The sequence below is a fragment of the Hymenobacter sp. H14-R3 genome (assembly GCF_030063445.1).
Lineage (GTDB): Bacteria > Bacteroidota > Bacteroidia > Cytophagales > Hymenobacteraceae > Hymenobacter.
This window is the reverse complement of sequence record NZ_JASITD010000033.1, coordinates 13383-38285: the sequence shown is the minus strand read 5'-3', so window position 1 is coordinate 38285 and position 24903 is coordinate 13383. Positions and strand designations below refer to the sequence as shown.

The 24903-nt window shown below is 63.5% G+C and carries 26 protein-coding genes and 1 pseudogene; 2 read left to right on the top strand and 25 right to left on the bottom strand.

Annotated elements, in window-relative coordinates; translation table 11 throughout:
* Nucleotides 1-455: 455 nt before the first annotated feature.
* The 6 genes from QMK33_RS20900 to QMK33_RS20875 form a co-directional block, all read right to left on the bottom strand.
* Nucleotides 456-1109 (bottom strand): IS3 family transposase, encoded by a 654-nt coding sequence (locus tag QMK33_RS20900; RefSeq protein ID WP_283566569.1) that lies wholly within the window; start codon nucleotides 1107-1109, stop codon nucleotides 456-458.
* A 175-nt stretch (nucleotides 1110-1284) separates the two neighbouring features.
* Nucleotides 1285-1440 carry a hypothetical protein gene (locus tag QMK33_RS20895; protein WP_283566566.1) on the bottom strand — a complete coding sequence of 52 codons (156 nt, stop codon included), beginning with the start codon at nucleotides 1438-1440 and terminating at the stop codon, nucleotides 1285-1287.
* 295 nt (nucleotides 1441-1735) lie between these two features.
* Entirely contained in the window at nucleotides 1736-2527 is a 792-nt protein-coding gene (locus QMK33_RS20890; RefSeq protein WP_283566565.1) for an MBL fold metallo-hydrolase, read from the bottom strand.
* 222 nt (nucleotides 2528-2749) lie between these two features.
* Nucleotides 2750-3700, bottom strand: coding sequence for a hypothetical protein (locus QMK33_RS20885; RefSeq protein WP_283566564.1), 951 nt, complete (start codon nucleotides 3698-3700; stop codon nucleotides 2750-2752).
* A gap of 54 nt (nucleotides 3701-3754) precedes the next feature.
* Nucleotides 3755-4153, bottom strand: coding sequence for an NUDIX hydrolase (locus QMK33_RS20880; protein WP_283566563.1), 399 nt, complete (start codon nucleotides 4151-4153; stop codon nucleotides 3755-3757).
* Between the two features lie 584 nt (nucleotides 4154-4737).
* The gene (locus QMK33_RS20875) at nucleotides 4738-5184 is read right to left on the bottom strand and encodes a BLUF domain-containing protein (protein ID WP_283566562.1); all 447 of its coding nucleotides are present in this window, start codon (nucleotides 5182-5184) and stop codon (nucleotides 4738-4740) included.
* 193 nt (nucleotides 5185-5377) lie between these two features.
* On the opposite strand from QMK33_RS20875, the pseudogene QMK33_RS20870 reads away from it, so the two are divergent.
* A pseudogene (locus QMK33_RS20870) lies at nucleotides 5378-6347 on the top strand (integrase core domain-containing protein).
* A gap of 85 nt (nucleotides 6348-6432) precedes the next feature.
* On the opposite strand, the gene QMK33_RS20865 reads toward QMK33_RS20870, so the two are convergent.
* The 19 genes from QMK33_RS20865 to QMK33_RS20775 all read right to left on the bottom strand — a co-directional run bounded on the left by QMK33_RS20865 (nucleotide 6433) and on the right by QMK33_RS20775 (nucleotide 23184).
* Nucleotides 6433-6753, bottom strand: a complete 321-nt coding sequence (locus tag QMK33_RS20865) for an NAD(P)/FAD-dependent oxidoreductase (RefSeq protein WP_283566561.1) — start codon at nucleotides 6751-6753, stop codon at nucleotides 6433-6435.
* A gap of 134 nt (nucleotides 6754-6887) precedes the next feature.
* Nucleotides 6888-7538: a peroxiredoxin gene (locus QMK33_RS20860; RefSeq protein ID WP_283566560.1), complete on the bottom strand. Its 651-nt coding sequence runs from the start codon at nucleotides 7536-7538 to the stop codon at nucleotides 6888-6890.
* Nucleotides 7539-7721: 183 nt separating this feature from the next.
* Nucleotides 7722-8756, bottom strand: a complete 1035-nt coding sequence (gene cydB / locus QMK33_RS20855) for a cytochrome d ubiquinol oxidase subunit II (protein WP_283566559.1) — start codon at nucleotides 8754-8756, stop codon at nucleotides 7722-7724.
* Nucleotides 8757-8768: 12 nt separating this feature from the next.
* Nucleotides 8769-10208: a cytochrome ubiquinol oxidase subunit I gene (locus QMK33_RS20850; RefSeq protein ID WP_283566558.1), complete on the bottom strand. Its 1440-nt coding sequence runs from the start codon at nucleotides 10206-10208 to the stop codon at nucleotides 8769-8771.
* 69 nt (nucleotides 10209-10277) lie between these two features.
* Nucleotides 10278-10718 (bottom strand): DUF983 domain-containing protein, encoded by a 441-nt coding sequence (locus QMK33_RS20845; protein ID WP_283566557.1) that lies wholly within the window; start codon nucleotides 10716-10718, stop codon nucleotides 10278-10280.
* Between the two features lie 71 nt (nucleotides 10719-10789).
* Complete coding sequence (locus QMK33_RS20840) at nucleotides 10790-12667, bottom strand: cytochrome c oxidase subunit I (RefSeq protein ID WP_283566556.1); 1878 nt, start codon at nucleotides 12665-12667, stop codon at nucleotides 10790-10792.
* A 29-nt stretch (nucleotides 12668-12696) separates the two neighbouring features.
* Nucleotides 12697-13794, bottom strand: a complete 1098-nt coding sequence (locus tag QMK33_RS20835) for a cytochrome c oxidase subunit II (RefSeq protein WP_283566555.1) — start codon at nucleotides 13792-13794, stop codon at nucleotides 12697-12699.
* A 203-nt stretch (nucleotides 13795-13997) separates the two neighbouring features.
* Nucleotides 13998-14177, bottom strand: a complete 180-nt coding sequence (locus tag QMK33_RS20830) for a hypothetical protein (RefSeq protein WP_283566554.1) — start codon at nucleotides 14175-14177, stop codon at nucleotides 13998-14000.
* A 125-nt stretch (nucleotides 14178-14302) separates the two neighbouring features.
* Complete coding sequence (locus QMK33_RS20825) at nucleotides 14303-15166, bottom strand: AraC family transcriptional regulator (RefSeq protein WP_283566553.1); 864 nt, start codon at nucleotides 15164-15166, stop codon at nucleotides 14303-14305.
* Nucleotides 15167-15188: 22 nt separating this feature from the next.
* Entirely contained in the window at nucleotides 15189-15674 is a 486-nt protein-coding gene (locus tag QMK33_RS20820) for a DsrE family protein (RefSeq protein ID WP_283566552.1), read from the bottom strand.
* 230 nt (nucleotides 15675-15904) lie between these two features.
* Entirely contained in the window at nucleotides 15905-16435 is a 531-nt protein-coding gene (locus QMK33_RS20815) for a DsrE family protein (protein ID WP_283566551.1), read from the bottom strand.
* Between the two features lie 187 nt (nucleotides 16436-16622).
* Nucleotides 16623-17903 carry an OprD family outer membrane porin gene (locus tag QMK33_RS20810; RefSeq protein ID WP_283566550.1) on the bottom strand — a complete coding sequence of 427 codons (1281 nt, stop codon included), beginning with the start codon at nucleotides 17901-17903 and terminating at the stop codon, nucleotides 16623-16625.
* Between the two features lie 9 nt (nucleotides 17904-17912).
* Nucleotides 17913-18956: a c-type cytochrome gene (locus tag QMK33_RS20805; protein ID WP_283566549.1), complete on the bottom strand. Its 1044-nt coding sequence runs from the start codon at nucleotides 18954-18956 to the stop codon at nucleotides 17913-17915.
* Nucleotides 18957-19024: 68 nt separating this feature from the next.
* Nucleotides 19025-19435, bottom strand: a complete 411-nt coding sequence (locus tag QMK33_RS20800; protein WP_283566548.1) for a DUF6691 family protein — start codon at nucleotides 19433-19435, stop codon at nucleotides 19025-19027.
* 17 nt (nucleotides 19436-19452) lie between these two features.
* A complete protein-coding gene (locus QMK33_RS20795; RefSeq protein WP_283566547.1) occupies nucleotides 19453-20013 on the bottom strand; it encodes a YeeE/YedE family protein in 561 nt (186 codons plus the stop codon).
* A gap of 136 nt (nucleotides 20014-20149) precedes the next feature.
* The gene (locus QMK33_RS20790) at nucleotides 20150-20491 is read right to left on the bottom strand and encodes a rhodanese-like domain-containing protein (protein ID WP_283566546.1); all 342 of its coding nucleotides are present in this window, start codon (nucleotides 20489-20491) and stop codon (nucleotides 20150-20152) included.
* Between the two features lie 80 nt (nucleotides 20492-20571).
* Complete coding sequence (locus tag QMK33_RS20785) at nucleotides 20572-21927, bottom strand: MBL fold metallo-hydrolase (RefSeq protein WP_283566545.1); 1356 nt, start codon at nucleotides 21925-21927, stop codon at nucleotides 20572-20574.
* A gap of 45 nt (nucleotides 21928-21972) precedes the next feature.
* Entirely contained in the window at nucleotides 21973-22788 is an 816-nt protein-coding gene (locus tag QMK33_RS20780; RefSeq protein WP_283566544.1) for a sulfite exporter TauE/SafE family protein, read from the bottom strand.
* Between the two features lie 69 nt (nucleotides 22789-22857).
* Entirely contained in the window at nucleotides 22858-23184 is a 327-nt protein-coding gene (locus tag QMK33_RS20775) for an ArsR/SmtB family transcription factor (RefSeq protein ID WP_283566543.1), read from the bottom strand.
* Between the two features lie 103 nt (nucleotides 23185-23287).
* Here QMK33_RS20775 and QMK33_RS20770 point away from each other — a divergent pair, with 103 nt between their 5' ends.
* Complete coding sequence (locus QMK33_RS20770; protein ID WP_283566542.1) at nucleotides 23288-24889, top strand: bifunctional metallophosphatase/5'-nucleotidase; 1602 nt, start codon at nucleotides 23288-23290, stop codon at nucleotides 24887-24889.
* Nucleotides 24890-24903: the final 14 nt, after the last annotated feature.

Genomic DNA, 24903 nt, shown 5'->3' with positions numbered 1-24903 from the left:
TTGGTAGCGGGCGTGCCCCTGGCTATGGCCATTGCGCCGAATTTGGTCGCTGCCACATTTGGCGCAAAAATGTTGTGTGTAAACCATAATAGCTCCTACGGATTTCATCCCTACTTAGACCACCGCCAATGCCTGATGCTAACTGCGCAACATCAGTAAATAGCGTACCTGTTGTAGCCGCGTAACGCAAAAAAAACGCCCATGCCAGGAGTAGGGCTGCTGGGTTGGCTAAAGCTCAATTATTGCTCATTGGGTTTCACACTGCCTCCTGCGGAAAAGCCCCGTGCCGGCTTCGGCACGAGGCTTTTCGTTTAATCTCATGGGAAAAAAGCTAGCCGATTGAGTGGGCGAGCCTGACTATAGTAGCGGTTTTCCGGTAGGCCAGCGGGGTGGTGCCGGTCTGCTTCTCTAAAGAAGTTGTTGAAGTAGGTGGGGTACGCAAAGCCCAGGTCGGGTTAGGCCAGACAGTTTAGGGCAGCAGTTTGGAGTGATTGCTGGTGAGCGGCATATGAGACTTGGTAGCCGATGCTGGAGTGCAAACGCTGGTGATTATAGTAGTCAAAATAGGTAGCTGCGCTGGCTTGCGCGCCGGCTAGGTCGGCAAAAGCCGGCCCTTCCCGGCATTCGAGCTCTTCGGTTTTGAAGCGCGACCAGAGGCTCTCAGCCTGGGCATTATCGTAGCAGTCGCCGCGACAGCTCTGCGAGCGCACGGCTTGGTGGCGGTGGAGCAGCGCGCGGTAAGCGTTGCCACAGTACTGGCCACCGCGGTCGGAGTGGACGAGGAGCTCCGGGGTAGGCGGTTGGGCCAAAAAGGCTCGCTGTAAAGCCGTGGTGACTAATTCTTCGGGCATGGTGGCCGCCACGTGCCAGCCCAGCACCTGCTTGCTGGCCATGTCCTGAAAGGCATACAAATAGGCCCAAGCACCGTCAGCCAGGGGCAAATAAGTAATGTCCGACACCCAGATGCGGTTGGCCTGGGTCGGTTTGGGCTGGTCGAGCAGCCGGTTGGGCGCGCAGCGCAGGCCGTGGGTCGAGTCGGTCGTGCGCGGCCATGTGGCGGCGGGTGCTGTAGCGGCGTTTAGGTACCCCGAACACCTAGGCCAAGGCAGTTTCCCAGGCTGGTGTCTGCGGTGCTACTGCCGGCTGCTGGCCTTGTTGCCAGGCGTAAAAGCCACTGGCCGGCACGCCCAGCACTTGGCAAAGCGGGCGCACGGGGTAATGACCGCGCTCGGCGGCGATAAAGCGGTAGTGGCTAATAGAGTCGACGTCACCGAGAGCCTGCGCTTAGAGCAGGCAACTGGCGATGGCTTTTTTTAAAATATTCAACTCCTGCGCCTGCCGTCGGGCAAGGGTCCGCAGCTGGCGCAGCTCGGCGGCCGTGGTCGGGTCCAGGTCAGCACCCAACGCGGCCGCCACCGGCGTTTGAGCGGCTTTTGCCACCGCTAAATGCGCTTGGGGTCGATGTTGAGCGCCCGGGCGGTAGCTTGGGTCGAGCGGCTTTGCTCGGCCAGGCGCAAGGCTTCGGCACGGAAAACCGCATCGGACTTGCGGCGTTTATCAGGTTTTAATACGTCTTTCCTGACGAAAGGAAGATACCACCCCGTTCTGTCCGGAATGACTCGACCACCTCAGGCATCGGGAGGAGTCCCGTCAGTAAGAGCGCTGGGCACAGAACCGAGCAATACGTCCTATTGAGCCACCGGCTCGGCAGGACGTATTGCGTGATGCCCTTACCCTACTGTGCTGCCGGATACCAGTTGCGCAGCCGTACGTCAATCTTCTTGTTGGCCGCGTTCACGGTTTTTTTGAAGGCGGCCACGTCGCTCAGGCCATTCTGGCCGCGGTAGTGATACGGGTACACAATGCCCGGCTTAAAAGCCAATACGCCCTGCGCGGCCTGGTTCACGTCCATGGTGTAGGGCAGGTTCATGCACACAAAGGCCACGTCAATGCCCTTGAGGGCGCGCATTTCGGCAATGTCTTCGGTGTCGCCCGACAGGTACACGTTTTTGCCGCCCAGGTTCAGCATGTAGCCATTGCCCCGGCCTTTGGTGTGCGGCGCGGCGGCGGCTTCGGGCAGGTTGTACATCGGGATGGCCGAAATACTCATGCCCAGCGTGTCGAGCCGCTGGCCGTTATTGAGGATGCGGGCCTGCGCTTTATACTCCGCGGGCAGCTTTTCGGCCACCGCTTTGGGCACCACCATCAGGGCCTTACCTACGGAGAGGCCCGCCAGCGTCTGCGGGTCGAGGTGGTCGCCGTGAATGTCGGTGATAAGAATCACATCGGGCGCGGCCAGCCCGGCATAGGCCGCGGCCCCGCCGTAGGGGTCCACGTAGATGGTCTTGCCGTTCCAGGTAAACACCACGCTGCCGTGCGTAATAGGCTGCACCGTGAGGGGGCCTTTTTTAGTCGAAATCTGGTCGGGGGCCGCGCGCAGCGTGGTAGTCGCAGCAGGGACAGTTTGGGCCGGTGCCTGAAGCGCAAAAGCCGTCAGCGCGGCCGTGAGGAGAAGCGTGAATCTCATTGTTTTTCTGCTGGTTGAGTAAGAATAGTTAACTGATTGCTCCGGGAGCACGAGGCCCCGTAGCAGTAGCCGCTACCGAAAACCGTGACCATAACTTAGTCGCCCCGCACAAGTTCAGGCGAGCTGCGTTTGGCGACTTCCTCCAACCGAGACGCGCGGACCAGCTTAGCCGCGCGTCTTGGTTGGAGGAAGTTGCTCTTCGGTGGGGAAGTGATTTAGCAATCAGTCCACATCATCGCACGCAGATTTCACGTTGGTAAATAGCTTGTTGAATTCCTGGTACATTTTCTCCGTGGGCGCTACCCGTTGAATAGAGCTGTTGACGCAATTCCACCAACCGTAAGTCAGCAGCTCAATTTTTGCATACTGTTGCCAATTGGCAGCGGCGGCTTCCTGCTGGAAGCGTGGCGTGGCGTAGTCAGTGGTAGAGCCGAGCTTTTTGTTATGCGCCAGCCGCTCCTGGATTAGGCTTTTCCAGTCATGAAGAATCAGGCTGTCGTTTTGGGCGGCCAAGCCCCGGGCATATTTTGCGCAGTCACCGGGGTAAGAAGTGGCGAGCAGGGCGGCTGGATTCGCAAAACCCTGGATGGTCAGTTTCCTGGCCCGATAGTCTTGCTCCATCTCCTCAATCGCCCGCTTTTTTAGCTGCAGAAAGAGGGGGCGCGGCACGACTGCCAGGCGGCGGTACTGCCGAATGCGCCGCGTGTATTCCTGATTCAAGGAATCCAGGCGCAACTGGGCCATGTCGCTTGGGCGGCCGGGGGTGGCGTCGGCCGTGAGCATGGCGCTCCCGAACAGCAAGTGATGGGTGTTGTCGAGCTGCTCCTTCGTGTAGCGGCGCGGGTTATAGCGTCCCGTAAAGCGGCAAGCATCCGTTGCCCAAGCATACGTAACCAGAGTATCGGCGGGAGTTTTGGCAGGGAGTGCGGGGGCGGCTGCGGCCGGGGCTGGCGGGGCTACCGGGGCCTGGTACTCTGCGGGCGTCGCAGGCGAGCAGGACCCGCAGGCGGCAAGCGCGAGGAGCAGCGGGAGCTTCTTTGTGTTCAACAGACTACCTGATTTACTTCCGGCTGCGCTACGTGGAAGCCCCAAAGATACAGGAAGATACAGCCGGCTAAGCAGGCGCTTTTTCAGCAGCAGGAGGGAGGGCCGCCAAGAGGTGAATTTGGGCAAAGGGCATTTGCACAAAGGCCGGGTGGGCCTCTGCGCTTAACAGGTACGCGCTTTTTACTCAGCCAGCAGGTGCTGGTCGTGGAGCCAGTCGAAGATGGACTGGTCGACGGCCGATACCTGCGGACGGTGGCGGTAGGTGAGCCATGCTACCTCCGCAATTTCGGCAGCGGGCTGCACGGTGCCGGTATAGCGCGGGGCCCAGTAGCAGGTCATGCGCACGCGCACGCCGGCGGGGTGGCCGTGCGCGGGCGCTTCGAAGGTGCCGGCGTAGGCCAGGCTGGCGGGGTCGAGGGCGACGGTGAGCTCTTCCTCGATTTCGCGCACCAGGGTTTGGGCATCGGTTTCGCCGGGCTCGCGCTTCCCGCCGGGCAGGTAGTAGCGGTCCTTGCCACGGCTGCGGGTACTCAGTACTTGGCCTTGGTGCAGGTGCAGCCAGGCTACCTTGTCAATCATACGGGGGGCGGAGTAGTGGTTAGCATGTAAGCTCCCCTGCAAAGCATTGGCCAAGAATTGCAGTCGACGGCTAACTTTCAGGACCAGGAAGAGCGCAAGCTAACCCAAGCATCGCAGACTGAGGTAATGATGCGCCAACGGCCGAAAGTAAAAACTGCAGGCTTTATAATTAAGACAGTCGCCTGAGCGGCTCAAATTATCAATCGCCAAAAAGACCCTGCGCTCGTTCAGCCCATCAAGTTTAGGATCATGAGTTTTCATTATCGTATCTAGGGTGACACGTCAGGGGATACCAGCAAGGCACACCTTTCGGAGCCAGGTTGTGGCAGCAATCGCCGGTAGTGCGAAGGATAGCGCGGCTGTTTTGGTAGCTTATAGACTCAGCACTAATCAATTTGCGAATAACAGGCATACTTTTACCCGAAAATCAACTCCCTCCAGGGCTGCATGCTGCCAAAACAGCCGCGCTACCGGTGACTGCCGCCACAACCTGGCTCCGAGAAGCGGTCCTTCTTAGCCCTCCTGCGAGCGAGCCAACCAGCTACGCTTCGCTCGCTCGTCTGCCCTCGCGCCTAACGGCGGCGCTATTGGAGGAGCGGATGCGGTGGGGTGTGGCGCACATAATCAAGCAGCTTCGTCAGGAGCGTTCTCGACACCACGGGCAGCAGGGGAAGTAAGAAAGCTGCGGAGGCGGTATCTACATACCCTAGCAAGGTAGTGTGGGCCCCCTCGCTGGTGGCCCGGAAGCCCATGCGCCACTCCCCGAAGCGCCGGGCAGGCAGGGTCCCACTTGCCAGAATAGTGCAGCGGGTGTGGCGCGGGTCGCGGGCAATGCGCTGATAGAGGGCCTCAATCAGCCCCCGCTCCCCTTCCAGAACCTGGATAAGGCGGCCGCTGGGTGCCTGCAACAAAAGGCCCGTTACCTGCTGGGCCGTATTGTATTGCCGCGCCTGGTGCAGTAAGGTCAGCAACTCCGTTTCCGAGAATGCCTGCGTGGCCTGGCTTTCGTAGATGAGATGATACAGGGACATGAGATATGAGGCAGAAGGTGTGGGGCCCGCTAAAGGTAGGAGCGTGCAGGCACTGGGGCCTAGCTTGGATTTCGCAAGTAGTACGGTAGGACCCCCTAGCTGGCAGCCCCCATGCTAAACAGTAGCTAGCCGGAAGGCAGGCTCCGAAAGGTGTCCCGTCCGGCTATGTGTTGATACTTTTTTTCAAGTTATCATGCAAGCCCCCGAATCGCAAAGAGTTAAGCGCAGCCAGCGCGGCTACAGCCTGGCCTTTAAATTGACCGTGGTCGGCGAGGTCGCCCGCGGCGAGCTCAGCAAAAAACAAGCCCAGCGTCGCTACGGCATCCAGGGCCACTCCACCGTGCTGGTCTGGTGTCGCAGGTATGCGACTCACTTCACCACCTTTCAGCAGGCCGGGCCCATTTTCCCCGGCTCCGTCCCGGCCGTGGAGCAGATTCCGGAGCAGCGCATCAAAGAGCTGAAGGCGTAGCTGCGCGACCAGAAACAGCTACATACCAAGCAGTTAAAGAATGAGCAGGACCTGAGCCTGCTCCTGCGCACGATGCTTCAAGTGGTGGAGGAGGACCACGGCATCCCCCTGCCAAAAAAGTCTTTTCGCCGGCCGTTTCCCGGCTGGCGCACGACAAAAAAGTAGGTGTGGAGCGCAGCTGCCAGCTCTACGGCGTGAGCCGGTAGAGCTTCTACCAACGTGGCGCCCGTGCGCACCAGCAAGTCGCCCGCGCCGAACAGGTGCTGGTTGAGGTGCGGGCCGTGCGCAGCCAGCTGCCCCGGCTGGGCACGCGCAAGTTGCTGCACAAAATTGGCCCTCGCCTGCGGGCCAAGGGGGTGACCTGCGGGCGCAATGCGCTCTTCCCCCTCTTGCGGGGCCAGCAGCTGCTGGTGCCCCGCAAGCGCACTCCGACCGGGGCAGCCAGTATTGCTCCGATGCCCACCAGCTGACCCTGGGCCAGGCGCAGTGGCGCTGCTCCATGATGGACGGCTACGATTGTTACCAGAATGCGCTGGCCGAGCGGGTCAACGGCATCCTGAAAGATGAAGTCCTGTTTCTGCTGCCCGCCGACCTGGCCCAGGCTCGGCTGCTGGCCAAGCAGGCCGTCTGCCTCCACAACGAGGAGCGCCCTCACCTGGCCCTGAACTACTTAACTCCTAACCAAGTCCATTAGCAAGCCAAAAGCCCCGCCGGAAAGTCCGAACGGGGCCCGTGCCTTGTTCCTGTCAACGTTTAGCCGGACAAGACACCCAATCCAGCTAAATGCCGGGGCACACCATCAGGTAGTCGTAGGTCAGGCGCTGGCCGCTGGCGGTCACCACTGTGTTGGCCTCGGGCTCGAAGGTGGCGGCCGCGTCCTTAATCCTGTAGTCACCTTCGGCCCGCTCGGTATCCTTGATATCGTAGGCCCCGCCGCCCACCAGCGTCCAGGCGGGCTGGCAGTAGTGCTTGGTGGCGGGTTCCAGAATGGCGACGTCGAGGGCGGGGTCGGCCAGCGGCAGCTGGGCCGCTACCGAGAGGCCGGCGTTGCCGCCGCTCACCACGAGCAGCTGGTGGTGAAAATCGGGTGCTTTCGTCATGGCTGGGTGGGATTAGGGATGGGCGATTAGAACGTTAATCTGCGTCTGAATTAAGTTTCATACTAACCTTTTTTCATGTGGCTTCCGCAGGTCCGATTTCCAACTGGCCCCTTTGGGCCCCAGCTTGCCTATCGCTACATGCGTTTGAGGGCCAGGTAGAAGTCCATCTTTTCCACCGACTCATCGGCCAGGCGGGCATCGAGCTGGTCCAGGGTTTTGGGGGCGGGCAGAATCACTTTGCCGCCGGGCTGCCAGCCCAGGGGCAGCGATACCCTGTGCTCATCGCTGAATTGCAGCGCTTCCAGGCAGCGCAGCATCTCGTCGAGGTTGCGGCCCACGCTCATGGGGTAGTACATGATGAGGCGAATGGTGTGGCTGGGGTCGATGAAAAAGACGGCCCGCACGGCGGCGGTTTCGCTGGCTCCGGGCTGCAGCATACCGTAGAGGTGGGCCACCTTCATGTCGATATCGGCAATGATGGGGAAGCGGAAGTACACGCCGCTTTTCTCGCGCACGTTGTTGACCCAGGCAATGTGCGCGTGAATGCTGTCGATGCTCAGGCCCAGCAGCTCGGTATTGAGGGCCGCGAACTCGGCCTGCCGCGCCGCAAAGCCGCTCAGCTCGGTAGTGCAAACGGGCGTGAAGTCGGCCGGGTGCGAAAAGAATACGACCCACTTGCCGGGCGCAAAGTCTGAGAACTTGAGGGGGCCGGTGGTGCTCAGCGCTTCAAAATCGGGCGCGGGGGAGCCGATACTGGGCATTGAAATCTGGGGCGTGGCGGACATATCCATTGTAAAAGGTGGAAAAATTCGGCGCAGCAGGTGCGCCGAGGGAGTGGAATACACCCGCGCCGAAGCGGCGCGGACAACTAACGCAGCGGGCAGCCCGGCGTCGGCGCAAGGCGCTAGCCCAGGCGCGGGTTGGCGGCCGACTAAAGGGAAAAGTGAAGCGGCCGGGGGCCACCAGAGCTAATAGCTCGCGTCGTCGAGGCGCACCTTACCGCGAAATACCCAAAACACGAAGCCCGTGTAGGTAGCCACCAGCGGTATACCGATGGCGGCAATAGTGAGCATGATACCCAGCGACTTATGCGACGAGGCCGCATTGTAAATCGTGAGGCTCCAGGCTGGGTTAAGGGTAGAGCGCACCAGCACCGGAAACAGGCCGGCCGCCACCGTCAGCAGCAGCATGGCCGCAATGCTGCCCGAGCAGAGGAAGGCCGGGAAGTAGCGCCGCCGCCGCACCAGCCGCCCAATGCTGAGTACCAGCCCCAGCGTGAGCAGCGGCACGGCAAACAGCCAGGGCTGGGCCAGAAACACGCGCAGCATATGCGGTACGTACCAGAGCGTAGCCACCGAAAGCAGTAAATACAGCCCAGTGAACACGCGCAGCGTCTGGCGCACAATGAGGGTGAGGCGCGTAAAAATGCGGTTCTCGGTTTTGAGCAGCAGGTACACCGCGCCATGCTGGGCAAACAGGGCCACCGTAGTCAGGCCCACCAGCAGGGCGTAGGGGTTCAGGAAGGAAAGCCAGTTGCCGTGAAACTCGCGGTCGGCCCCAATGGGCAGGCCCTGAATGATGTTGCCCAGCACCACGCCCAGGCTCAGGGCCACCACAATGCTGGCCACCGAGTAGCTCCAGTCCCACATTTTGTGCCACCAGCCCATTTTCTCCTTGCTGCGGAATTCGATGGAAATGGCCCGGAAGATGAGCGCCACCAGAAACAGCATAAACGGCACGTAAAACGCCGAAAACACCGTGCCGTACACCACCGGGAAGCCCGCGAACAGCGTGCCCCCGCCAATGACGAGCCACACCTCGTTGCCGTCCCACACCGGCCCGATGGCGTTGAGGGCCACCCGCCGGCTTTCTTCCCGTTTGAAAAACATGTGAATGGCCCCCGCGCCCAGGTCGAAGCCGTCGAGCACGGCGTAGCCCGTAAACACGGCCCCCACCACCAAAAACCACCACACCGCCAAGTCAAGGCCCAGAAAAGTTGTCATAGCCGGGAAGAGTTACAGGTCGGAAACGTGGCTGAGCGCGGCGGCCGAAGCGGCCGGCGCCTCGTGCGAAATGACGGGGTTGTTGCGCTTGGACGCAGGCGAGAGGTGCCCATCTGCGTCGTCCGTGTTCGGGGCTTCGTCGCCGGGGCCGTGCTGAATTTTCTTGTTGAGCAAATACAGAAACAGGGCGAAGAGCAGGGCGTACACCAGCGTGAACAATATCAGCGAAAACCAAACCTGGCCCGCCGTCACGGCCTTGGACAGCGCGTGCGAGGTGCGCAGCAGCCCGTACACCACCCAGGGTTGGCGGCCCACTTCGGCCGAGTACCAGCCCACCTGGTTGCCAAGCTGGGGCAGCAGCACGGCCGCCACAAACACGCTCAGCAGCCAGCGCGACTGCCAGAGCCGGCCCCGCCACAGCAGCCAGCTGGCCAGCAGCGTGAGGCCAATGAGCGCCAGGCCGATGGCCACCATTACATGGTAGGTCTGGAACACGAAATTGACCGGCGGCCGGTCCTCGGGCCGGAAGCTGTTGAGCCCGCGCACGGGGGCCTTGAAATCCTGGTGCAGCAGGAAGCTTAGTCCGCCGGGAATACTTAATCCGCTGACTTTATGAGTCTTAGTATCGACCCAACCCAGCAAATACATATCGGCCGGCGCGGCGGCGGCGTAGTGGCCCTCGAAGGCGGCCAGCTTGGCGGGCTGGTTCACGGCCACGCCGTTGGCCGAGTGGTGGCCGGTAAAGAGCTGCCCCAGCCCCGACACCGTGGCCACGGCCAGCGCAATCTTGAATGCCGCCTTCGAGCTTTCCACAAACCGGCCTTTGAGCAGGTACCAGGCGCTCACGCTCAGCACCAGGAATGAGCCGGCCAGAAACGAGCCGATGATGGCGTGCGAGAGCCGGTCGACGCTGCTCGGGTTGAAGACCATGGCCCAGAAGTCGGTGACTTCGGCCCGCGCCGTGAGGCCCGAACCCACAATGTGAAAGCCGGCCGGCGTTTGCTGCCACGAGTTGGCCACCACAATCCAGACGGCCGAAAACATGGAGCCCAGCGCCACCATTACCGTGGCAAAAAAGTGCACCCGCGGCGACACCCGGTGCCAGCCAAAGAGCAGAATGCCCAAAAAGCCCGATTCCAGGGCGAAGGCGAAAATGCCCTCCGCCGCCAGCGCCGAGCCGAAAATGTCGCCTACGTAGCGCGAGTAGGTGGCCCAGTTGGTGCCAAACTCAAACTCCATCACGATGCCCGTGGCCACGCCGATGCCGAAGATGAGGGCGAAAATGCGAATCCAGAACCGCGTGAGCTGCTCGTACATGGGGTTGCGCGTCTTCAAAAACATGCCTTCCATAATGACCAGTACCACGCCCAGCCCAATGCTGAGCGGCGGGTAGATGTAGTGGAAGGCAATGGTGAAGGCAAACTGGACGCGGGCCAGAATTTCAACGGACATGGTAGTGGGGGTAGGGAAGCAGACCTGTAAACAGAAGCCTTACTAACTGATAATCAAATATTTTACTTATCAGCCGACGAGCTCCGGCGCGGGCAGTGGCGGGGCCGCCGTGGGGCGGCTGGCTACTTCCGCCGCCACGGCCGGGTCGTAGTCGAAGCCCGCAAACAGGTAGAGCATCACCATGCGCGAGTAGCGGAACGAGAGTGGCACCAGCAGGATGGTGGTCAGGGTCACGGCCAGGATGTAGACCCAGGCCTCCGGGTCGTGGCCCAGCACAAACACGGCAATGCCCACGGCTACCACAATGGCCATCGAAAAGGCGTAGCTGATGTACATGGCGCCCCAGTAGAAGCCGGGCTCGGGCTCGTAGTGCAGCCCGCAGGCCGGGCAGCTGGTGTGCATCTGCTGGAAGCGGGGGCTGAAAGCCGACGTTTCGAACACGCGGCCCTGGTGGCAGCGCGGGCACCGCTGGGCCACGAAAGCCAGCGGCGAAGACGAAGTAGTAGCCATAATGAGAGGAGGAGACTTGTGCAGCCGAGGTGTAGGGTAAGCTTTCGCTTGCCAGTGGCGGGGGCCGGGGCTTATTCCAATTCTTTTTCGTAGGGCTGGTTGGAGGAGGCCGTTTGCGAGAACGGGACGGTCTGCGGGATGAAGTCGGCTTCGGCACCGGGCTTGCTGTAGTCGTAGGGCCAGCGGTACACGGCCGGAATCTCGCCGGGCCAGTTGCCGTGGCCAAGCTCGATGGGCGTGGTCCACTCCAGGGTGTTTGCGTGCCAGGGGTTCTGGGTGGCGCGGCGGCCCCGCCAGATGCTGTAGAAGAAGTTGAACAGGAAGATGAACTGGGCGAAGAACACGGCGATGGCCGCCACGGAGATAAACTTGTTCATGTCGGCAAACTGCGAGAACATGTCGAAGCCCGTCCAGGAGTAGTAGCGGCGTGGGAAGCCGGCAATGCCGATGTAGTGCATTGGCACGAAGGTGAGGTAGGCCCCGGTGAGCGTGAGCCAGAAGTGCACGTAGCCCAGCGGCTCGTTCATCATGCGCCCAAACATCTTCGGAAACCAGTGGTAGATGCCGGCAAACATGCCAAACATGGCCGCCGAGCCCATCACCAGGTGAAAGTGGGCCACCAGAAAGTAGGTGTTGTGCATCTGAATATCGAGCGAGGCGTTGCCCAGCACAATGCCCGTGAGGCCCCCCGACACAAACAGGCTCACGAAGCCGATGCTGAAGAGCATGGCCGCCGTGAAGCGGATATTGCCCCGCCAGAGCGTGGCCAGCCAGTTAAACGTCTTCACGGCCGAGGGCACGGCAATCATCAGCGTCAGAAATACGAATACCGAGCCCAGGAAGGGGTTCATACCCGTCACGAACATGTGGTGGCCCCACACCACGAACGAGAGCAGCGAAATGCCCAGCAGCGAGCCAATCATGGCCCGGTAGCCGAAAATGGGCTTGCGGGCATTAGTAGCCATCACTTCCGACACAATGCCCATGGCCGGCATGATGATGATGTACACCTCGGGGTGGCCCAAAAACCAGAACAAGTGCTGAAACAGCACCGGCGAGCCACCCTCGTTGTGCAGCGCCTGCCCGGCAATGTAGATGTCGGAGAGGAAGAACGAGGTGCCGAACGAGCGGTCGAACACCAGCAGCAGGCAGGCAGACAGCAGCACCGGAAACGAGAGCGTGCCCAGCACCGCCGTGAGCATAAACGCCCAGATGGTGAGCGGTAGCTTGGTCATGCTCATGCCCCGGGTGCGCAGGTTGATGATGGTGGCGATGTAGTTGACGCTGCCCAGCAGCTGCGACACAATGAAAATGGCCATGCTCACCAGCCAGAGCGTCATGCCCAGGCCCGAGCCCGAAATGGCCTGCGGCAGGGCCGAGAGCGGCGGATAAATCGTCCAGCCCGAGGCCGCCGGCCCGGTTTCGATAAACAGGGACGAGAACATGATGACGCTCGACAAGAAGAAAAACCAGTACGAGAGCATGTTCATGAAGCCCGAGGCCATGTCGCGGGCCCCAATCTGCAAGGGAATCAGGAAGTTGGAAAACGTGCCGCTGAGCCCCGCCGTGAGCACGAAAAACACCATGATGGTGCCGTGCAGCGTTACCAGGCCCAGGTAAAACTCGGGGCTCAGCTTGCCGCCCTCTATCCACTTGCCCAGCAGGGGCTTAAGCCACTCCATGGTACCCTCGGGCCAGCCCAGCTGCAGCCGAAACAGCGAGGACAGCGCCCCGCCCACCAGGGCCCAGAACATGCCCGTAACCAGAAACTGCTTGGCAATAACCTTGTGGTCCTGGCTGAACACGTAGCGAAACAGCCAGTGCTGCTCGGGGTGCTCGTGGTGTTCGTGGATGTGGGCGCGCTCGACGGCGGGCACCACCGGCCGGGCCGGCGTGGGCAGGGCCCCGCCTGCGGAGGAGGGTAGGCCGGGGGAAAGGTTGATATCCATAAAAAGACAAGGCAAGGGCAAACTCCTGGTTACAGCGTAGCCCGGGCGGGCGGCGGGGCCGGCAGCTCGCCGGTTTCGGCAATGGCGGCGGTGCGGGCCCCGCGGCTACCGCCCTGGCCCAGGCCGGTCTGCCGGCTCATTTGCTGGTAAGACGCCAGCAGGTCCGCATTCTGGGATACTGGCGACTGGGCGGCAAACCAGGCCACGTAGTCGTCGGGCTCGTCTACCACCACAATCATTTTCATGGCGAAGTGGCTGCTGCCGCACACCTGGTTGCAGGCCAGCTCGTAGTTGAAATTGGGCTTGCCCAGCTTGGCGCGCATCTCGTCGGTGCTTACGGTGGGCGTAAACCAGAACCGCGTGGGCATGCCCGGCACGGCGTACATCTGAAGCCGGAACTGCGGCATATATACCGAGTGCAGCACGTCGCGCGAGCGAATCTTGAGCAGCACCGGCACGCCCTTGGGCACGTGTATCTCGCTGGCCATGAAGTCGTCGCGGCCCGCTTTATCGCTGAGGTCGAAGCCCCAGTCATTGGCCGCGTCAATCAGCCGGTAGTTCACCACGCCCAGCTTGAGGTCGCGGCCGGGGTAGCGCACCAGCCAGTTGAACTGCTTGCCCATCACCTCCAGCACCACCGCGTTTTTGGGGGCCGGCCCCGTAATGCGGGTCCACTGCTTCCAGCCCGTAAATACCAGGGCGGCAAACACAATGGCCGGAATCAGGGTCCAGACAACCTCCAGTCTGTTGTTGTGGGAGTAGAAATAAGCCCGCTGCCCTTCCTTGTACCGGTACTTGAAAGCGTAGCCAAACAGAAACACCTGCACCAGCACGAACGCCACGCCCAAAATGCCCATCGTGACCCAGAACAGCCGGTCGATGGCCCCGCCGTGGACCGAGGCCACCGGCACGTTCAGGCGCGCGTAGCTGCTCACGGCCGACCAGACCAGCCAGCCGCCGCCCCCCACCAGAAATACCAGCATCAGGCTGGCATTGATGCGGTTGCCCGGCCCAATGTCGCGGGTGGATTCGCCGGAAAAAATGGACGTGAGAATCTGGAGCCGGAAGAGCAGCCCGAACACCAGCAGCAGCAGCGCAAGTATCAGAAAGACAATGAATACGGTCATAATAGAGCGGTAATCAGTAGTTTGGTGGGGGCAGCAGCAGGCCCGCCCGCCGGCATGGCGGGCAGCCAACGGGCTTCGGGGCGCACGTTTATAAGGGAGTTGGCGGAAGGCTCCGAGGGCGCTGGGCAAAGCTCCCGGTTAGTGGGCCGCCTACCCATGACGAAGCACCCCGCAGCGGATGACATCCGTCAGGTCGCCGGCGACTACGGCTGGTGCGCGCGGCTATCTCCTTGCCCTGAAGGAGTGGCTGGCGATGTTGCGGCCGCCGCCCCGCCGCTTGGGCGGCCGGCCAGCACCAGGGCCACTACCACGGCCGCCGGGATGAGGCCCCACACCAGCCGTTCGAGCAGCAAAATCAGGTAGAACCCTCGGGAAGCTTTCATGCGCGGGGCAGTGGCCGCGCCCCCGTTCAGCCGAAATTGGCAAAGCAGGGTCGCTGGTACTTTTACAAAGGTACCATCCTCAAAAATCCCTCAAAAGCCACAAAACGGGGCATTACTCCCACATATCAACGATTTTCACGAAACTGCTCCGGGGTCTGGCCCGTGCGCTTGCGAAAGAAGCGCCCGAAGTACGAGGCATCCTGAAAACCCAGGGCCTCGGCCAGCTGCTTGATGGGCTGGCCCGAGTGCGCGAGCAGGCGCTGGGCCTCCACCAGCACCCGCTGCTGAATGAGGTCGCTGGCCGTGTGGTTGCGGGCGCGGCGGCACAGGGCGTTCAGGTGGTTGGGGGTGAGGCTGAGCCAGGCGGCGTAGGCGCGCACGGTTTTTTCGGTGCGAAAATGCTGGTCGAGCAGCTCCTCAAAGCGGCGCAGCAGCTGGCCCTGGTGCGCGCTGGCGGCCGTGGGCGCGGTGCGCTGGGCGTAGCGGGCGGCCAGCTCCAGCAGCACGTAGAGGCAGCCGCGCAGCACCTCCAGGCGGTTGTCGAAGCCGCTTTCCGCTTCCAGCATCAGTTGCTCCAGCAGGGTTGGGAAGGGCGGCGTCGGCCCCGACAAGTCCACCAGGTGCGCGCGCAGCGGCTGAAAGAACGGGTATTGCCGCAGGCGGCTGCTGGGGTAGGTGTGCAGGTAAAACGCCTCGTCAAAAAACACGAGGTAGCCAGCGCAGTCGGCGCTCAGGCTCCAGCTGTGCAGCTGGCCGGGAGCCAGAAAAAACAGGTAGCCCGGCTGCACGTCATACGTCACAAAATCAATGGTATGCGTGCCCGAGCCCTGCCGGATATACAGCAGCAGGTAGAAATCGTGGGTGTGCGGCCGGTCGATGCCGGCAAAGCTGGCCACCAGCGTTTCGAGCCGCTGGGCATAAAAGCGGTCCGGCCCGTGCCCATCCGGGTACGAGCCAATGCAGTAAACCGGAACGGTGGCCGCTTTCATGGGGAAGGGGAAGCCCGCAAAACTACGGGTGCACCAGCGCCCAGCCCTGCGCCTGCCGGATTATCAGCTCCCCGTTGCCGCTGGGCACGAAGCTGAGGAAGGGCCACAGCTCCTGCTTGGTTATTTTGCGCTCCCGCATCGTGTTCAGGCACTGCGCCAGAATCACACCTTTCTCTTTGAGGGCCAGCAGCTCCGCCTCGTAGGGCTGGTCTTTGCGAAAGGCCGCGACGCCCCCGCCAAAAGCCACCAGCTCGACTTGCAGCTTGCCCTTCAGGCGGGGGTCGTCCAGGGCATTGCTGATGTTGCGCAGGGTCTGCTTAATTAGCTTGGGGTCTTCGCTATCGAGCTGATAAATAACATCATAGCGGGCTTTGTCGGCCGTGGCCCCCTGAAAGGTGCCTTGTTGAAAAGCAACCTGGTCGGCGCTGGGTTTGGCAGTTTGGGCGGTGGCGGTGAGGGCCGTCCCAGTCAGCAGCAGCGCAGCCAGGAAATGACGAAAAACAGGCATCGGAAAAGGGGATTAGTGGTGAAATACGAAAAAGGGGCGGGCTGCCTGGGTCGTGGCGGCGGGCGGGGGCATTGCCGGGCATGCCCAAAGGGTGTCCGTTCAAACGCTGCGCACGCACGCAGCTGGGCCGCGCCGGAGCCGGCCGGCCCAGCTGCGTGCGTGCGCAGGCACTCGCCCAGGGCGAACGCCCCCCCCAAGCCGGGAGAATTTATCGGCCCCCGGCGGTGCTGCTACAAATGCACCAGCGCCCAGCCCTCCGCCTGCCGGATAATCAGCTCGCCATTGGCCGTGGGCACGAACGAAATGTAGGGCAGCATCTCATCGGGGGTGAGGTTTTGGGCCTTCATCGAGTTTTCGCACTGCGCCAGGATAACGCCGGCTTGCTGCAAAGCCAGCACATCGGCTTCGTAGGGCTGGTTTTTGCGCAGGGCCACGGTGCCGCCACTGAACACGACCAGCTCCAGGGCCAGCTTGCCCTTCAGGCGGGGGTCGGCCACGGCGGCCTGCATGGCCTGCAGCGTTTTGGTAATGAGCTTGGGGTCGCTGCTATTGAGCTGGTAAACAGCTCGGTAGTGGCCCTTGCGGGCCGTGGCCCCGTGAAACCGGGCGGCCTGGGCAGCGGCGGCGGCGTTGGGCGCGCCCAGGGTGGGCGCCGGCGCCATGGGCGCTGCCGGGGCGGCGGTTTGGGCCTGGCTCGGATTGCCCAGCAAGGCCAGTAACAAAGCGGCGGCCGGGGCCGGATAATGCAGGAGTGGCTTCATAAGGCGGGGGGCTGAATTCCTAGAAATCGTAGTTGGTAATCAGGTTAAGCTGGTGCATGTTCACCACGTAGCGGGCCTCGCGTCGTGGGTGTGGCCCAGGCTGCCTTTGTAGAGGTACAGCATCTGCCCGCGCAGCCCCTTGGCCCAGCCCCGAAACGGGTAGCTGAGCCAAGGGGCTGCGCGGGCTTTACGAAGGCATGCCGTACTTGTTGAGGCGTAAATCCGTTACTTCGGGTAGGTAACAGGGGCCGTAGCCAACCTCCGCCTTCAGGCCCGGCCCGGCCGGCACCGCGTAGCTGGCCAGCAGCGCGGCCGCGTCGAGGCCCCCAAAGCCCTCTTCCCGCTCGCGGGGCAAAAACGTGTAAAACGGCTCGCGGCCCCACTCGCGCGGAAACAAGAAGCGCTTCGTGTGGGTGATGCGGGTGTAGTTGGCGCTCAGGCTCCAGGGGCCGCGCTGGTAGCCCAGGCGGCCGCTCAGGCCGTGGGCCTGGCGGCCGGGGGCGCTGTAGGCCAGGTGCGGGTCGGGGTTGCCGCCGGTGCCCACGGTGCGCTGGTAGTGGTACTGCGCGCCCAGCGTAAGCTGGCCCGCGCCCGCGCCCACGGCCCGGCCGGTGGTCAGCTCCGTAAAGAGGCTGTTGAAGAGGTTGTCGGCGTAGTAGTTCCAGGCCAGCACGCGGGTGCGGGGGCCCCGCTGCTGGCTGGCGCCCAGCACGCCCCGGCCCCGGCTGCTCAGCTGGCCGGTATAGGCGGCGCGCCGGCTGGCCTCGTCCACCCCCGCCGAGTAGAGGCCATTGGAACTGGCCACCGGCGCCCACTCCGAGGTCGAGCGCACGGCGAGGTGCGTGAGCCCGCCCGCCGTGAAGCGCGTATGAGCCAGCTCGTTGACTTCCAGCCAAACCCCTTGCGCGTAGTTGGGGCTCAGGCGGCCATCCTGCGGGTTGAGCAGGGGCGTTACCAGCAGCTGCCGCCCGAAGGTGGCCGCCGACTGCCGCCAGCGGTAGCGCACGAACAGCTCCTCGGGCCGGCCCGTGAGCTGCCGCCGGCCGGGGCTGCGCACGTCGAACAGGCCCACCCCGTAGCGGCTCACTGCGCCGGTAGCCGCGTCGGGCGTGGCCAGGTCATTGGCGGCCAGGCTCACCCAGAAAAAGCCGCCCGCCCCCACCGAAACCCCGTGCAGCGGGGCCGTCTCGAAGCGCGCCCCGGCCCCCAGGCCGTTGGCGTAGTAGCTGGGCAGGCTGCCGCGGTTCTGACTCATTATAAAGTAGTTACGCCCCCGCCACTGCCCGCGCCCAAAGGCTTCGGCCAGCGTGCGGGCCTTCCCCGTGTCGGCCGCAGCCGGGGCGGCATAAGGTTGCAGCACCGGGCGGCCGATGGTGGGGCGGGTAGGGGCGGGCTCGGCCTGCTGCGCCCGCGCGGCCAGGGGGCCCAAAAGCAGGCTGGCCGCGCAGAGACGAAGGAGGCGGTTCATCAGCGGTAGCTAGTTGGCCTTGGCGGGGTAGGTGGCCTCAATGGGCGGCCACGGCCCGTACTTGTGCTGCCGCTCGGAGAATGCATCGGCGTAGGGGCCGAAGGGATGGTCAGCCGGCTTCTTGCGGATGTCGGGCCAGTCGCGGGGGGTAGGCAGGTGCGGGCGGGGCTGCGAGTTGACGAAGGCGGCCACGTCCCAGGCCTGCTTGTTGGTGAGCTGCGCGTGGTCGAAGGTGGCCCCAAAGGGCATGGCGGCCTTCACGTACTTGGCCAGGTTGCTCACCCGAAACATACCCGCGCCGTCGTTGTAGCTGTGCGGGCCCCACAGCGGCGGGTACTGGTAGCCCGGGCCATCCGCCAGCGGCTGGCCCTGCCCGGTGGGGCCGTGGCAACTCTGGCACTTGCTGGCAAACACGGCTTTGCCAACCACCGGGTCGGTGGCCCGGTCGAGGTAGGCCAGCTTCACGAAGCCCGTGCCGTAGACCTTTTTGCCCTTCGGGATGCCCGTTCCCAGCCACTTGACGTAGGCCACCATGGCGCGCAGCTCGCGGCTGCTGTCGGGCAGGGCGCGGCCGTTGAGGCTGCGTTCCAGGCAGTCGTTCACGCGCTGGGCAACGTCCACCGTCGTGCCCGAGCGGGCCCGCAGCTTGGGGTAGGTGGCGGCCACGGCCAGGTAGTTGTTGGCGAAGCCCTGGGTGCCGGCCTGCAGGTGGCAGTTCTGGCAGTTCATGCCGTTGGTGAGGTGCGCCACCGTGCCCTGCGGGCCCAGGTACTGCGCCGTATGGGCAATCAGCTGCCGCCCGTAGCGGATTTCGCGGCCCGCCGCCGTGCGCGGAATAGTGGCCGTGTCGGGGGCCGGGGTGGCGGGGCGGTGGTAGCTGCCCGCGGGCGGCGGGCCGTCGGTAGCTTCGTCAGCCACGATGGGGGCCGGCGCGGCCGGCGGGCCGTAGCGCTGGCTCAGCAGCACCCCGGCCATCAGCACGACCACGGCCGTGAGCAGCACCAGCAAACGCGCTACCAGCCTAAGCTGCCGGCCGGGTTCTTCAGAAGGCATCATCACAGAGAGATTAGGCGCGCACCAAGTAAGGCAGGTAACTGGTAACTAAGGTAGGTAGGGGCCACCTAGTGGGGCAGCTTCTCGCGCAGGGCGCTGTAGGTCCAGGTGCCGGCCAGGGCGGCCAGAATCATGACGGCGGCCCCGCCCACGCCGCTGCCCAGCTGGGCGAATAGCGGGCCGGGGCAGGCCCCGGTAATGGCCCAGCCCAGCCCAAAAATGAAGCCGCCAATCCAGATGCCGTGGTTGAACTGCTTGTCGGCCAGTACAATGGGCTCGCCGCTGATGCTTTTGAGGCGGTTGCGCTTGAGGAGCTGAATCGAAACCATGCCCACCACAATGGCCGAGCCGATGACGCCGTACATGTGGAAGGCCTGGAAGCGGAACATCTCCTGAATCCGAAACCAGCTGATGACTTCGCTCTTGGTGAGAATGATGCCAAACAACGTGCCCAACACCAGGTATTTAAGGTATTTCATAACGGTAGAAAACAGCGTTAAAAAAGCAGCGGGTAAACCACCCACGTCATTACCAGCCCGCCGGCGAAAAAGCCGATAACCGCCACCAGCGACACCCACTGCAAGTTGGAGAGGCCCGAAATGGCGTGGCCCGAGGTGCAGCCCCCGGCGTAGCGCGTGCCGAAGCCCACCAGAAAGCCGCCCAGCACCATAAAGACCCAGCCCTTCCAGTTGGCCAGGTTGTCGAGGGCAAACAGCTCGCGCGGCAGCAGGCCGGTGAAATCGGTGAGGTGCAGCTGGGTTTGGAGGTCGTGCACGGTTTCGGGCGAGATGCCCACCACGGCGGGGTGGCCCAGCACCTGGTAACCCAGGAAGCCGCCCAGGGCAATACCGAGCACGAACACCAGGTTCCACATCTCGGCCCGCCAGTTGTAAGTCAGAAACGGGATGCCGGCCGGCACGCAGGCGGCGCACACGTGCCGCAGCGAGGAGCTGATACCCAGCGCTTTGTTGCCCAGCAGCAGCAGCGCCGGCACGGTGAGGCCAATCAGGGGCCCGGCCACGTACCAGGGCCAGGGTTTTTGCAAAAGTTCAAGCATAAAAAGCAAGGAGAGTCAGGAGGTAGGGTAAGCTTTAGCTTGCCGGCGGCAGGGTTTGCTAGTTCGTATATGCTTGCTATACAAAGCATTATGAACCTGCTGCCGGCAAGCTAAAGCTTGCCCTATATTCCCGTTATTATTTAGTAGTGAGCGGCTCGGGCCAGTCGAGCACGCCGCCCAGCAGGTTGCTCACCTGCGCAAAGCCGGCCGTAGTAAGCTGCCCGGCCGCGTTGGCCGAGCGGGCCCCGCTGCGGCAGTACACGTAGGTGGGCTTGGCTTTGTCGAGGGTAGCCACGCGCCGGCCGAAGTCGGGCGCGGTTACTTCGAGGTTGACGGCGCCCGGCAGGTGGCCCTGGGCAAACTCGTCGGGCCGGCGCACGTCGAGCAGCACGGCCCCGGCCTGGCGGATGCCGGCAGCAAACTGGGCCGGCGGCAGGTTGTGGTAAGCGGGCGCGGCAGAGGTAAGGAAGCTAAACATGGGAGAATAATTTGAGGGACGAGGAGAAAACAGCGTAGCAGCCAAGCCTGGTAGGCGCAAAGCCTGCGGCCCGGCCGGGCCTAGTGGGCCGCCGGGGCGGGCTGAAACGACTGCACGGCCTCGCCCAAATCGAGCACCTCGGCCCCGGGCAAGGCGGCGGCCACGATGCTGCTGCCCGCCGCCGAGCGGTAGCCGCCGGCGCAGTGCACCACCACCGGCTTGCCGGCCGGAATCTCGCCGGCCCGCGCGCGCAGCTCGGGCAGCGGAATGTGGAGGGAGCCCGCGAAAATGGGCTCGTCGCGGTGCTCCACCGGGCTGCGGATATCCACGATGGTGTAGCTTTCCGGGTGCGCGCGGAACTGCGCCACGTCCAGCGCCGGCATCGCCGCGCCGGGGGCCGGGGTGCCCACCAGCGCACCTTTAATGAGCGGCTCGTAGCCGATTTTGGCCGTTTTCTGAATCAGGTCCTCCCGCGTGGCCTCGTCGGCCGCGAGCAGGTAAAACGACTCCGCCGGCCCCACAAGCGAGCCCAGCCAGGTCTCGAACTTGCCACCCTGCTGGAGGTTGATGGCCCCCGCCACGTGGCCTTTTTTGAACGCCGCCGCGGGGCGCGCATCAATCACCAGCACGCCGGCCGCCAGCGCCGCGCCGGCCGCCAGGCGCGGCACCTGCTGCACGCTGGGGGCGTAGGCCGGCGCGCCGGCCTTGTTCAGGGCCACGTCGTAGCCGAAGTACTGGGGAATGAAGGGCTGGTCGGCCAGCAGCTCGGCCACAAACGCGGCTTCGCTCAGGGGTTGCAGCATGGGGTTGCCGATTTTCTCGGCCCCGATGCTGCTGCTGCTGGCCCCGCTCAGGGCCTTGCCGCAGAGGCTGCCCGCGCCGTGGGCGGGGTACACGAGCACGTCGTCGGCCAGGGGCATCAGCTTTTCGCGGGTGCTGTGGTACAGCTGGGCGGCCAGCTCCTCGCGCCTGGCCCGGAGGTTGCCGGCTTTTTCGCGCAGGTCGGGCCGGCCCACGTCACCGATAAACAGCGTGTCGCCGGTGAATACGGCCACGTCTTTGCCCGCGCGCGCCAGCACAATGCTGATGGAATCGGGCGAGTGGCCGGGCGTGTTCAGGGCCCGGAACGTGAGCTTGCCCACCGCGAAGGCGTCGCCCTCATCGAAGGCTTCGTGCTGATAATCAGCTCCGAGCAACTTGCTCACGCGAATAACCGCGCCGGTTTTCTGCGCAATTTCCAGGTGGCTGCTCACGAAGTCGGCGTGGGGGTGGGTTTCGATAACGGCCACAATTTTGGCCTCGTGCGCCTGGGCAAAGTCGTAGTAGGGCTGCGGGTTGCGGGCGGGGTCGATGAGGACGACTTCGCGGGCGCAGTCGCTGAGAATGGCGTAGGAAAAGTGGGCCAGGCCCTTGTCTTCAAACTGTTCGATTTTCATGGGAGGTAACAAAAAAACGAGTGAATAGAAGTAGAAATCAGGCGGTTAGGAATGGTGAAACAACAGCTCCTTGGTGAGAATAAATGTGCCCATAGCCAGCGTAAACCACCCGAATGCCGGCTTGAGCTTAGCCCCCGGAATGAAGCGCGCCAGGTAGGTGCCCAGCACGATGCCGCCGAGCGCAAAGGCCAGAAAACCCAGAATGAACGGCCACGCAATGGGCGTGCCTGCGCTCAAATCACCGGTAAAGCCAATGAGCGAGTTCAGGGCGATAATGGCCAGCGAGGTGCCCACGGCCAGCTTCATGGGCAGGCGCGCCCCCAGCACCAGCGCCGGAATGATGAGGAAGCCACCGCCCGCCCCCACGAAGCCCGTGAGTGCCCCCACCACCAACCCAATGCCCAGAATGAGCGGGTAGTTGAGGGGCCGGTTGGGCAGCCGGTCGTCGGGGACCGCGCTGGCCGGCTGGCTGCGAATCATGGACACGGCCGCCACCACCATCAGCACGGCGAAGGCCACCAGCACCAGCAGGTCCTTGGTAAACACGAGGCCGCCCACCGTGAACAGCTCGTGCGGCAGGGCCGGCATGAGCACCTTGCGCACCAGAAACACCGACGCCAGCGAGGGTGCCAGAAACACGACCGCCGTGGGCAGCGACACCAGCCCCTTGCGGAAATACCCCGCCGCACCCACCACCGAGGTGCTGCCCACCACAAACAGCGAGTAGGCCGTGCTCAGCACCGGGTTCACGCCCATCAGGTACACCAGCACGGGCACGGTGAGAATGGAGCCCCCGCCACCCATAATGCCGAGGGCAAGGCCAATGAAGATGGCGGCGAAGTAGCCGAAGTAGTGCAGCATAAACAGGCGAAATAAGTTACATGAAAGCATGAAGGTTTGTTCATGCGAAGTGGCAAAAAAAAGCCGGGCTTACAGGGCTGTGCAGCTGGCCAGGCACTGAATAACGTTGATAACTTCCCGCATTTTCAGCGAGTAGTAGATGTTTTTGCCACTGCGCGAGCTGCTGAGCAGCCCCTTGAGCTTCATGTTGGCCAGGTGGTGGGAGGTGAGCGACTGCTCGGCCCCGCCCAGGCGCTCGCAGATTTCGCTCACTGAGAGGCTGTCATTGGCCGCCAGCAGCTGCACAATGGCAATGCGCGTGGGATGAGCCGTGGTTTTGAGGATGAACGCCACTTTCTCCATTTTCTCGATGTCGAGGCCGAGATTGACGGAAAGGGAGGGAGCGGGAGTAGTCATAAGTAGTACGAATGTATGAAAGATATTTCATGTGTACAAATTTTCGCGTAACATTGTTTTATAGTGCCGGCAAAAACCGGTCTGTTACATTTGGTTTCTGCTTATGATACTGCCCAAAATCCTGCTGCAAGTGGCGCTTGGTAGCTTGCTGCTCCTGGCTACCGGGGCTTTGCCGGCGGCCCCGCAGCCGGGTGCGGCCAGCGGCACCTTCACCATTCTGCATACCAACGACATCCACGGCCGGCACCGGCCCTTTGCCGTGGCGCCCGGCAATGCCACGGCCCAGACCGGCGACCCGGGCCGGCCGCCCAGCTCGTTTGCGCACGCGGGCACCGTGGGTGGCTTTGCCCACCTGGCCACCGCCGTGGCGCGGGTGCGCCAGCAGCGCGGGGCGGCCAGTGTGCTGCTGCTCGACGGCGGCGACACGTTTGGCGACGACCTGCTGGCCAACCAGACCCAGGGCGCCGCCAACATCCACCTGATGAATGCGCTGGGCTACCAGTTTATGGCCCTGGGCAACCACGACTACGACTACGGCAGCGCCCGCACCCGCGAGCTGCAGCAGCTGGCCCACTTTCCCATGCGCGGGGCCAACGTAACCGACAAGGCCACCGGTCAGCCTTTCCTCGGCGACCCTACCCAGGTGTTTACCGTGGGCGGGGTGCGGGTGGGCGTGCTAGCCCTCACCTACCACAACTCGGGCCTCACCGGCAACCCCAAAAACACCGCAGCGCTGACCTTCAGCAGTGGCATTGAGGCCACCCGCCGCTACCTGCCGGGCCTGCGCGCCCGCGCCGACGTGGTAGTCGTGCTCTCGCACCAGGGCACCAAGGTGGATGAGCAGCTGGCCCGCGAGGTGCCGGGCATCGACCTCATTGTGGGGGCCCACTCGCACGACCGCCTTACGCCGCCCCGGCGGGTGGCCGGCGTGTGGGTGGTGCAGGCGCTGTCCGATGCCGCCGTGCTCGGCCAGCTCACCGTGCAGGTGCAAAAGGGCCACCTGACCAAAGTGGAGGGCATTGCGCCCACCCTCTGGGCCAACCAATACCCCGCCGACCCGGCCGTGGCCGCGCTGGTTGACTCGCTGCGCGCGCCCTACCGGGCGCAGCTGGAAGAAGTGCTGGCCACCGCCACCGGCCGCATTGGCCGGCAGTATAAGTCGGCCAGCCCCTTCGACCAGCTGGCCGGCGAACTGCTGCGCGAAGCCACGGGGGCCGAAGTTGCCCTGCTGCCCGGCGTGGGCTACGGCGTGTCGCTCGAAGCCGGCCCCATCACCCGCGAAGCCCTGTACACGCTGCTGCCGCACCCCTCCAAGCTGGTGACGATGACCCTGACCGGCGCGCAGCTGACGACCCTGCTGGAGCAGAGCGCGACCAACCTCAACCCCGGCAACGACCTGCTGCGGGTAGGGGGCCTGATTCAAAGCAGCGGCCTGGCCTGGGCGGCCGACCTCGGCCGCCCCGCCGGGCGGCGCGTGCGCGCCGTGCAGGTAAACGGCCAGCCCCTGGCCGCCACCCGCGCCTACCGCGTAGTAACCCACAACGGCATGCTCAGTGGCATTCACCGCTACACCACGTTTGCCCAGGGCCAGCAGATTCAGCAGCTGGATAAGGGCGTGACGGATGTAGTGGAAGCCGGCCTGCGCCGCCGCCGCAAAATAGCCCCGCCCGTGCTGGCGCGGGTGCAGATTCAGCCTGCCAAGTAACCGCCTGCCCAGAG

Coding starts and splice junctions, on each gene's coding strand:
- QMK33_RS20890 (WP_283566565.1), bottom strand. CDS start 2,527: ATGAGATTCACGCTTCTCCTCACGGCCGCGCTGACGGCTTTTGCGCTT.
- QMK33_RS20880 (WP_283566563.1), bottom strand. CDS start 4,153: ATGATTGACAAGGTAGCCTGGCTGCACCTGCACCAAGGCCAAGTACTG.
- QMK33_RS20875 (WP_283566562.1), bottom strand. CDS start 5,184: ATGTCCCTGTATCATCTCATCTACGAAAGCCAGGCCACGCAGGCATTC.
- QMK33_RS20865 (WP_283566561.1), bottom strand. CDS start 6,753: ATGACGAAAGCACCCGATTTTCACCACCAGCTGCTCGTGGTGAGCGGC.
- QMK33_RS20860 (WP_283566560.1), bottom strand. CDS start 7,538: ATGTCCGCCACGCCCCAGATTTCAATGCCCAGTATCGGCTCCCCCGCG.
- cydB (WP_283566559.1), bottom strand. CDS start 8,756: ATGACAACTTTTCTGGGCCTTGACTTGGCGGTGTGGTGGTTTTTGGTG.
- QMK33_RS20850 (WP_283566558.1), bottom strand. CDS start 10,208: ATGTCCGTTGAAATTCTGGCCCGCGTCCAGTTTGCCTTCACCATTGCC.
- QMK33_RS20845 (WP_283566557.1), bottom strand. CDS start 10,718: ATGGCTACTACTTCGTCTTCGCCGCTGGCTTTCGTGGCCCAGCGGTGC.
- QMK33_RS20840 (WP_283566556.1), bottom strand. CDS start 12,667: ATGGATATCAACCTTTCCCCCGGCCTACCCTCCTCCGCAGGCGGGGCC.
- QMK33_RS20835 (WP_283566555.1), bottom strand. CDS start 13,794: ATGACCGTATTCATTGTCTTTCTGATACTTGCGCTGCTGCTGCTGGTG.
- QMK33_RS20830 (WP_283566554.1), bottom strand. CDS start 14,177: ATGAAAGCTTCCCGAGGGTTCTACCTGATTTTGCTGCTCGAACGGCTG.
- QMK33_RS20825 (WP_283566553.1), bottom strand. CDS start 15,166: ATGAAAGCGGCCACCGTTCCGGTTTACTGCATTGGCTCGTACCCGGAT.
- QMK33_RS20820 (WP_283566552.1), bottom strand. CDS start 15,674: ATGCCTGTTTTTCGTCATTTCCTGGCTGCGCTGCTGCTGACTGGGACG.
- QMK33_RS20815 (WP_283566551.1), bottom strand. CDS start 16,435: ATGAAGCCACTCCTGCATTATCCGGCCCCGGCCGCCGCTTTGTTACTG.
- QMK33_RS20810 (WP_283566550.1), bottom strand. CDS start 17,903: ATGAACCGCCTCCTTCGTCTCTGCGCGGCCAGCCTGCTTTTGGGCCCC.
- QMK33_RS20805 (WP_283566549.1), bottom strand. CDS start 18,956: ATGCCTTCTGAAGAACCCGGCCGGCAGCTTAGGCTGGTAGCGCGTTTG.
- QMK33_RS20800 (WP_283566548.1), bottom strand. CDS start 19,435: ATGAAATACCTTAAATACCTGGTGTTGGGCACGTTGTTTGGCATCATT.
- QMK33_RS20795 (WP_283566547.1), bottom strand. CDS start 20,013: ATGCTTGAACTTTTGCAAAAACCCTGGCCCTGGTACGTGGCCGGGCCC.
- QMK33_RS20790 (WP_283566546.1), bottom strand. CDS start 20,491: ATGTTTAGCTTCCTTACCTCTGCCGCGCCCGCTTACCACAACCTGCCG.
- QMK33_RS20785 (WP_283566545.1), bottom strand. CDS start 21,927: ATGAAAATCGAACAGTTTGAAGACAAGGGCCTGGCCCACTTTTCCTAC.
- QMK33_RS20780 (WP_283566544.1), bottom strand. CDS start 22,788: ATGCTGCACTACTTCGGCTACTTCGCCGCCATCTTCATTGGCCTTGCC.
- QMK33_RS20775 (WP_283566543.1), bottom strand. CDS start 23,184: ATGACTACTCCCGCTCCCTCCCTTTCCGTCAATCTCGGCCTCGACATC.
- QMK33_RS20770 (WP_283566542.1), top strand. CDS start 23,288: ATGATACTGCCCAAAATCCTGCTGCAAGTGGCGCTTGGTAGCTTGCTG.